This is a genomic window from Comamonas sp., assembly GCF_036643215.1.
Lineage (GTDB): Bacteria > Pseudomonadota > Gammaproteobacteria > Burkholderiales > Burkholderiaceae_C > Comamonas.
In genome coordinates, this window is sequence record NZ_JAVXSJ010000060.1 from 1 (window position 1) to 7,796 (window position 7,796).

Below are 7,796 nucleotides of genomic sequence, written 5' to 3' on the forward strand. Positions count from 1 at the left end.
TCAAGCAAAAGGATCACGCTGAACAGCAGACAGCCATGGCTTCTCTGTCGGCTCAGTCCTCCAAGGAAAACGCTGGTACCACCAGCCTGGGCGCTCTGCTGCGCGCCAAGCTGGACGCAGACAAGTAATCACTTGCCTCAGCTGGTCGGTCAGCTAGCCTGATCGACCGCTAAGCGTCAAAGACAACGGGCGCCTTGTGCGCCCGTTGTTGTTTTCAACCTAGTTTCCGCTGCCCGATGACCCGATCCGATCTCGTAGAAGAACTTGCCGCCCAATTTGGCCAACTCAACCAACGTGATGCCGAGCAGGCCGTCAAAACCATTCTGGATGCCGTCAGCGATGCACTGGTGCGCGGTCACCGCATTGAAATTCGCGGCTTTGGCAGTTTTGCCATCAATCACCGCCAGCCCCGCATCGGCCGCAATCCCCGCTCCGGCGAATCTGTGCAAGTCCCCTCCAAGCGCGTTCCCCACTTCAAGCCAGGAAAAGCCCTGCGCGAAGCCGTGGACAACTTGAAGACCGACGACCCAACCCCCTCTCCACAACAGACAACCTGAAGCAGCAGGTGCCTTTTTGCACCTGTCTGGCCTGACTCTCTTGCCTGTTGACCAGTCTGCACACAGGCTGGCCTAAAATCTCCCCGTCATACAAGAGGCACAAGGGGAAGCATGAAATACCTGCTGTGGCTGCTCAAGGCAGCCATTTTTTTCACTCTGTTTGCATTCGCACTCAACAACCAGCAAGACAGCACCGTGCATTTTTTCTTTGGCACGGCCTGGACTGCACCGCTGGTACTGGTGGTGCTGACGGCATTTGCGCTGGGTTTGTTTGTCGGCGTACTGGGCATGGTGCCGCGCTGGCTCAAGCACCGCGCAGCAGCCCGTGAGGCGCATGCCGCCAAGCAGGCACAGCAAGCCGCAGCAAACACGCCCGCAGCACCGGCTGCCGCAGAGCAGAGTTCTTCTTCGACCCTTTCGCCAAGCGACATTCATGGAATTTAATCTGACTTGGATTTTGCTGGGCCTGCCCGTCGCCTTTGTGCTGGGCTGGCTGGCCTCTCGCTGGGATTTACGCCAGGTGCGCGCCGACAACCGCCAGGCTCCCAAGGCATATTTCAAAGGCCTGAACTTTCTGCTCAACGAGCAGCAGGACAAGGCCATTGATGCGTTTATCGAGGCCGTACAAAACGACCCCGATACAACCGAGCTGCACTTTGCACTGGGCAATCTGTTTCGCCGCCGAGGCGAATACAACCGCGCCGTGCGAGTGCACGAGCACTTGCTCAGCCGCGCTGACCTCTCCCGCCCCGACCGTGACCGTGCCCAGCACGCTCTGGCGCAGGACTTTCTCAAGGCTGGCCTGCTGGACCGCGCCGAAGAGGCCCTGAACCGCCTTGAAGGCACGCAATACGAGGCCGAAGCGCGCCTTTCCTTGCTGGCCATCTACGAGCGCTCACGCGACTGGACACAAGCCGCAGCCATCGTGCGCAAAATGCAGGCTGCCGCTCAGGGCGACTTCAGCACCCGTCTTGCCCACTATCTGTGTGAAGACGCACAAGCGCAAGTCGCACGCGGCCAGCTCGACAAAGCATTTTCGCAGCTGCAGCAAGCGCTTGAAACCGCACCACAAGCCCCGCGCCCACGCCTTGAACTGGCACAGCTGCAACACCGCCAAGGCCAGTCAGCACAGGCGCTGACCAGCTTGCAGGCGCTGGCGCAAAACAGCCCCGCAGCCCTCCCTCTGGCCGCCAGCCTGATGGTGGAAGTGGCCGAAGCCACTGGCGAGATTGAGCCAACACGCGCACTGCTGTTCAAGCACTATGAGCAGGCTCCGTCGCTTGACCTGCTACAGGCCTTGGTGGCTTTGGACAAGAAAAGCAGCCAGCCCGATGCACCTGGCCGCCTGCGCCTGGTCAACCACCTAGAGCGCGAATCGTCTCTGGTGGCCGCAGCGCAGTGGCTGGAGGGCGAAACACTGTCCGAGGAGCAATACCACGGCACGGTGCAAAAAGCCCTGAACCATGCCACCAAGCCGCTAACCCGCTACCGCTGCGCAGCCTGCGGATTTGAGGCACGCACCCATTTCTGGCACTGCCCCGGCTGCCAGAGCTGGGACAGTTACCCGGCCCGCAGGGTAGAAGAGCTGTAAAACTGAAATCAAAAAGAGCGCCCTTGAGCGCTCTTTTTGTTGGTGCAGTAAAAGCTAATGCTGCTCCCACTCTCCCTTGGGCATGTCCTCACGCCCAATCAGCCAGGGCAGTCGTGTTGAAACGCCGACCAGAGCACCTACCGCCCAGAACAAGGCGGAAACTCCCACCACCGCACCCAGCGAGCCAAATAGCACGGGCATAAGCACGCTGGAGCCATTGATGGCCATCATGCGCAGGCCCAGCGCCTCGCCATGACGCTCGGCGGGTGTGATCTGGTGAATCATGCTCATCACCATGGGCTGTACCGAACCCAACACAATACCTAACACTACCGAACAAGCACCCATGCTCCACGCCCCGGGCATAAAGGGGTAGAGGATAAACAGCGCGCAGGCAGAGACCATGGCACCCAGCACCACCTGCCACTCGGCCAGATGACGCGTGATGACAGGCATGAGCATGCGAATGACTGCAGCGGCAATGGCGAATGCACCAAGAATCGTACCGATGACCGAAGCGGGCAAACCCCGCTCATGTCCAAGAATCGGCACCACAAAGGTATGCACATCCCAGCACGATGACAGCGCCCAGTTCAGCAACAGCAAGCGCCTGAAGCCACGGTTTTGCACCAGATCCCAAGCCGTCGCTTTTTTATCGCTGCGAGCCACATCTTTAGACGGCAACTCCGGCACTCCACGCCCCCAGAACCAGGCGGCCAGCGGCATCAGAGCCAGCAGCAAGAACGCGGCTCTGAAGCCTGTCTCGCTGGCAGCTTCTCCGCCCGCATAGTCAATCAACAAGCCCGCTGCAAACGGCCCCAGAAAATTGGAGAAGGCCGGGCCAATGGCCAGCCAGCTGAAGACTTTGCGCAAGTCATCCTTGTTGTGCGCCATGCGGCCCACATGGCGCTGCAGGGCAATCAAGGCCGTGCCTGCTGCACCACCCGTCAGCAGCGCGCTCAGGCACATCACCGGATAGACCGGAAATGCGGCCGACAGCCCCGCCCCTGTGCAAGCTGCCGCCACGCTGATGATCAGCGGGCGCTTGAGTCCATGGCGGTCTGCATAACGGCCTGCGGGCAGCGAGAGAAACACCTGAGTCAACGCAAACAGCGCCAGCAACATGCCCACCGCCGCAGCGCTATAGCCTTCTTTGAGCGCAAGAAGTGGCGTGGCCATGCGCATGCCCGTCATGCTGCCGTGAATGCAGACTTGCGCCAAAATCAGGCGCAGCAAGGCGGCATTCATTCTTCGTCCTCGGCACTAATCTGGTCGCTACTCAGGGGAACGGCCGGGAGCTGCAATGCACCCTCTTCCTGCCCCGCATCGGGCAAAGCCTGAACATCGCGCAACTGCCGTTGAATGGCACGCGTGCGCACTCCCACCTGATCAAATTTGCGCGCTGCCGCGTCAATGGATTTGCGTGCGGCATCCACCACATCACCAAACTTGCCAAACTCGGTTTTGACCTGACCCAACACGCCCCAGACTTCCGAAGAGCGCTTTTCAATCGCCAGCGTCTTGAAGCCCATCTGCAAGCTGTTGAGCATGGCCGCCAGATTGGCGGGGCCGGTGACCACAATGCGACTTTCGTTCTGCAGGGCTTCAACCAGACCGGGGCGGCGCAGCACTTCGGCAAACAGCCCCTCGGTGGGCAGGTACATCACGGCAAAGTCCGTCGTAAATGGCGGTGCAATGTACTTGCTGGCAATCTTCTTGGCCTCGGCACGGATGGAGGTCTCAAACGCATTGCCCGCAGCCACTATGGCCACACGGTCTGCGCCGTCCTGCGCATCCTGCAGGCGCTGGTAATGCTCTACCGGGTACTTGGCATCCATGGGCAGCCACACCGGCTGCTCGTCGCTACGGCCCGGCAGGCGAATGGCGAACTCCACCAGCTCATCGCTGCCCGGCACGGTCTTGACGTTCTTGGTGTATTGATCTGGCGTGAGCACGTTATCGATGATGTTGCCCAGCTGCATCTCGCCCCAGGTGCCACGCGACTTCACATTGGTCATCACGCGCTTGAGGTCGCCTACGCTGCCGGCCAGCGTCTGCATCTCTCCCAAGCCCTTGTGCACCTGCTCCAGCCGGTCGCTGACCTGCTTGAAGGACTCGCCCAGTCGCTGCTCCAGCGTGGCATGCAGCTTTTCATCGACGGTGCGCCGCATCTCTTCGAGCTTGGTGGCGTTATCGCTTTGAATGGTGGCAAGACGCTCGTTCAGTGTGCCGCGCAGCTGCTCTGCGGAGATTTGCTGGCCTTGCGCCAGCCCACCCAGCTGCTGACTCACAGCATCTTGCAGCACCGCAAACTGATGGCGCAATTGCTCGCCATTGCTGCCCAGCTGGTCCTTGAGCGCGGCACCCATATTGGTGTTCATGTGGGTGAGCTGCTGCTGAATATCGCCCTTGAGTGAGTCCAGCGTGCCCCGTGTAGTTTCGGCCAGCGCTTCAAAGCGCCGCTGCACATGGGCCGTCTGCTCGGCACTGCTTTGTTCTAATGCGATGCGTGCCTGCTGGCTGTCCGCCGTCAGGCGCTGCGCCAGCTGCCCAACCTCTTCACGAAAAGCAGTCAATGCCGTGGCCTGCTCGCGCCTTGCGGCCAGTGCATCTTGCTGGGTCTGAGCCAGCTGGGTCTGCACATGCTGGGTCACGCGGTCCAGCGCACCATCGCTTTTGGCCACCGTCAGCTGCGTGCTCTGGCTGCTGCGCTCCAACTGCTGCAACCGCACATCCAATGCCTGCAAGCCTTGCAGCAACTGGGCCTGCAGCCGCATGGCATCCGGGCCCAGCGCAAGCTCTGTCTGTCGGCGCAAGCCCTGCAGCCACCAAAGCAGCACCAGGAGCAAGACCACGATCAATGCGGCCACTGCCGCCAACCCAAGCCACCACGTAGTCACTGTTTTGCCACGCCTTTCGCACTCTTGTTTTAATAGCTGCCAGCGCCTTATGAATAAGCGCTACAGCCATTATTTGTATTGATTTTTATGCACGCAGAAGCTGCAGACTGACGTTTGCAAGCACTCGCGCGCTTGCAAATTATCAGTCCACACCGTCCCGGTGAAATCAATCCCGTCAAAAGTGGCGCGGCGGCCTGCCGCCTTGGTGACTCAGGCCGCAGCCTCAGGCGTCTGGGCCGACCTGCTGGGCAATGGCCATGGCGAACTTGCCACCACCCACGGACCAGTCGGAGTAGTCGTTTTCATGCGTGAAGATGAACACATCGCTTGGTGCCACGCCAGCATCTTTTTCCAGGTTGGCGGCGATGTTGGCGTACAGGGCGCGCTTCATGGCGTCGCTGCGGCCGCGGCGCATGGTGATTTCAACCACGACCACGCGATCCGAGCGCTGGTAGCCGTTGAAGGTGCGGCTGAAGAAGAACTTCTGCTCGTCATAGTCGTCAACCATGTTGAACAACTCGTCGGCAGGCATGCCGATGCCATCGATCAGTGCCTGATGAATACCGTTGACGATGGCTTGGCGCTGGGCGGGCGTGGTGTCCTTGTGGACGCTGGTGCGGATGAAAGGCATGTGCTGTCTCTGTAGAAAATAAAAGCCCGCCGCGCTGATGCAATGACTGCGGCGCAAGCGGGCTCAAATTATCAAATCCAGCAAGGCTGCCAGACCATACGCCAACCCTCAAACTGATATGACGTGAGGCAGCCTAATACAAGCCTAGTGCAGGCCCGAGCCACCCAGCAGATTGACCGGCGTCAACGCGCCCTTGCCGGCGAAAAAGGAGATCAGGTTATCTGCCGCCAAAGCCGCCATGGCCGTGCGCGTGCCCTTGGTGGCGCTGGCGATATGCGGGGTCAGCACCACATTGGGCACCGTGAGCAGATCGGGGTGAACAGCGGGCTCGCCCTCAAACACATCCAGACCAGCCGCCGCAATGCGTTTGTCACGCAATGCCTGCGCCAGAGCCGCATCATCCACAATACCGCCGCGCGCAATATTGATGAGGGTGGCTGTGGGCTTCATCTGCTCAATCTCTGCCGCGCCAATGGTGTGGCGATTTTCAGGCGTGAAGGGCAGCACCAGCATCAAATGGTCAGAACGCTCCAGCAGCTCTTGCTTGCTTACATAAGCGGCCTTGCATTCCGCCTCCATCGCTGTATCAAGGCGCGATCGGTTGTGATAAATCACCTTCATGCCAAAACCATAAGCCGCGCGGCGGGCAATGGCCTGGCCGATGCGACCCATACCCAGAATACCCAGCGTGGAGCCATGCACCTCAGCGCCCGCAAACAGGTCGTAGTGCCAGTCCTTCCACAGCCCTGCGCGCAGGTAATGCTCGCTCTCGGTAATGCGGCGCGCCGTGGCCATCAGCAGTGCAAAGCCAAAATCAGCCGTGGTCTCCGTCAGCACATCGGGGGCATTGGTACCCTGCACGCCTGCGGCAGTCATGGCGGGCACATCAAAATTGTTGTAGCCCACCGCCATATTGGCCACGATCTTGAGCTGCGGGCAAGCCGCCAGCAACTGCGCATCAATGCGCTGCGAGCCGGTGGTCAGCACCCCGTCCTTGCCCTGCAACTGCTGAGCCAGCTCCTCTGGCGTCCACACCACATCGTCCTGGTTGGACTGCACGTCAAAGTGCTGCTTCAACTGCTCTACCACCTCAGGGGAAATGGCACGGGCAATCAGAATGCGGGGCTTGGTACTCATCACTTGGTCTCCTCTTCCATCTATTTTTGAAAGCATCACCCACATTGGGCGCACTCCGTATGCAAGGGCATCCAGCAAGGGCTGCCCCGCAGCGGGGATGCCATCCCCCTCAGAGGGAGGCAGTCATTTAGGTCACTTAAACCAGATCAGCGTCATCAGCACCAGCAGCGGCACCAGAATGCAAACCGACCAGATCATGTAACCAAAAAATCCCGGCATCTTCACGCCGCGATCTTCTGCAATAGCCTTGACCATCAAGTTCGGCGCGTTGCCAATATAAGTATTGGCACCCATGAAAACAGCGCCTGCCGAGATAGCCGCCAGCGTCAGCGCCATATCGGTCATCAGGTGCACAGGGTCACCACCAGCGGTGTTGAAGAACACCAGGTAGGTGGGAGCGTTATCCAGGAAGGACGACAGCACACCGGTGGCCCAGAAGTACATGGCGGGGTTAGGCGTACCGTCCCCATTAGTCACAGCACGCACAACTGCGCCGAACGGGCCATCCACACCGGCCTTGAGCATGGCAATGACGGGGATGATGGTCAGGAAGATACCCGCAAACAGCTTGGCCACTTCCTGCATGGGTCCCCAGCCAAAATCATTGGCCTGATACACGCGAGCAGGCGTGAGTTTGAGGGACAGCAGAGCCACCACAATCAAGCCCACATCGCGCACCAGACCGGGCAGACCCACATGGGTTCCCGCAATCTCAAAGCCCACAGGCGTGCGCCAGATACCGCTGATCAGCACCAGCACTACCACCACACCCAGCAGCACAAAATTCACACGACCGTCAAAGCCGAGGCGGCTTTGCGCACCCGTCACATCCACGCAGGGGGTCGGGTCGGGCAAATCGGTCTCACCCTTTTCGCCCATCAATTTGTGGTCAATCACATAAAAGATCGCCAGCAGCGCCAGCGTCAGGAACAGCATGGGCTGCCAGATATGGCGCACCGTCCAGAAGAAGTCCACACCCT

The 7,796-nt window shown here is 59.9% G+C and carries 8 protein-coding genes; 3 read left to right on the top strand and 5 right to left on the bottom strand.

Annotated elements, in window-relative coordinates; translation table 11 throughout:
* The first annotated feature begins 236 nt into the window (after positions 1 to 236).
* The 3 genes from RSF91_RS19165 (at position 237) to lapB (ending at position 2,148) form a co-directional block, all read left to right on the top strand.
* Positions 237 to 557 (top strand): integration host factor subunit beta, encoded by a 321-nt coding sequence (locus tag RSF91_RS19165; RefSeq protein WP_332569909.1) that lies wholly within the window; start codon positions 237 to 239, stop codon positions 555 to 557.
* Positions 558 to 668: 111 nt separating this feature from the next.
* Positions 669 to 1,001 carry a LapA family protein gene (locus RSF91_RS19170; RefSeq protein WP_332569910.1) on the top strand — a complete coding sequence of 111 codons (333 nt, stop codon included), beginning with the start codon at positions 669 to 671 and terminating at the stop codon, positions 999 to 1,001.
* Positions 991 to 2,148 (top strand): lipopolysaccharide assembly protein LapB, encoded by a 1,158-nt coding sequence (gene lapB / locus RSF91_RS19175; RefSeq protein WP_332569911.1) that lies wholly within the window; start codon positions 991 to 993, stop codon positions 2,146 to 2,148. The genes RSF91_RS19170 and lapB overlap by 11 nt, the downstream gene beginning before the upstream one ends.
* Positions 2,149 to 2,202: 54 nt before the next feature.
* Here lapB and RSF91_RS19180 read toward each other — a convergent pair whose 3' ends face one another.
* The 5 genes from RSF91_RS19180 to RSF91_RS19200 form a co-directional block, all read right to left on the bottom strand.
* Positions 2,203 to 3,396, bottom strand: a complete 1,194-nt coding sequence (locus RSF91_RS19180; RefSeq protein ID WP_332569912.1) for an MFS transporter — start codon at positions 3,394 to 3,396, stop codon at positions 2,203 to 2,205.
* Positions 3,393 to 4,925 (bottom strand): DNA recombination protein RmuC, encoded by a 1,533-nt coding sequence (gene rmuC / locus RSF91_RS19185; RefSeq protein ID WP_332569915.1) that lies wholly within the window; start codon positions 4,923 to 4,925, stop codon positions 3,393 to 3,395. The genes RSF91_RS19180 and rmuC overlap by 4 nt, the downstream gene beginning before the upstream one ends.
* A 346-nt stretch (positions 4,926 to 5,271) precedes the next feature.
* Positions 5,272 to 5,679, bottom strand: a complete 408-nt coding sequence (locus RSF91_RS19190) for a tautomerase family protein (RefSeq protein ID WP_198462191.1) — start codon at positions 5,677 to 5,679, stop codon at positions 5,272 to 5,274.
* A gap of 144 nt (positions 5,680 to 5,823) precedes the next feature.
* Positions 5,824 to 6,816 (bottom strand): 2-hydroxyacid dehydrogenase, encoded by a 993-nt coding sequence (locus RSF91_RS19195; protein ID WP_332569913.1) that lies wholly within the window; start codon positions 6,814 to 6,816, stop codon positions 5,824 to 5,826.
* A 132-nt stretch (positions 6,817 to 6,948) separates the two neighbouring features.
* Positions 6,949 to 7,796 (bottom strand): sodium:proton antiporter (locus RSF91_RS19200; RefSeq protein WP_332569914.1); only part of this gene is annotated, 848 nt, incomplete at its 5' end.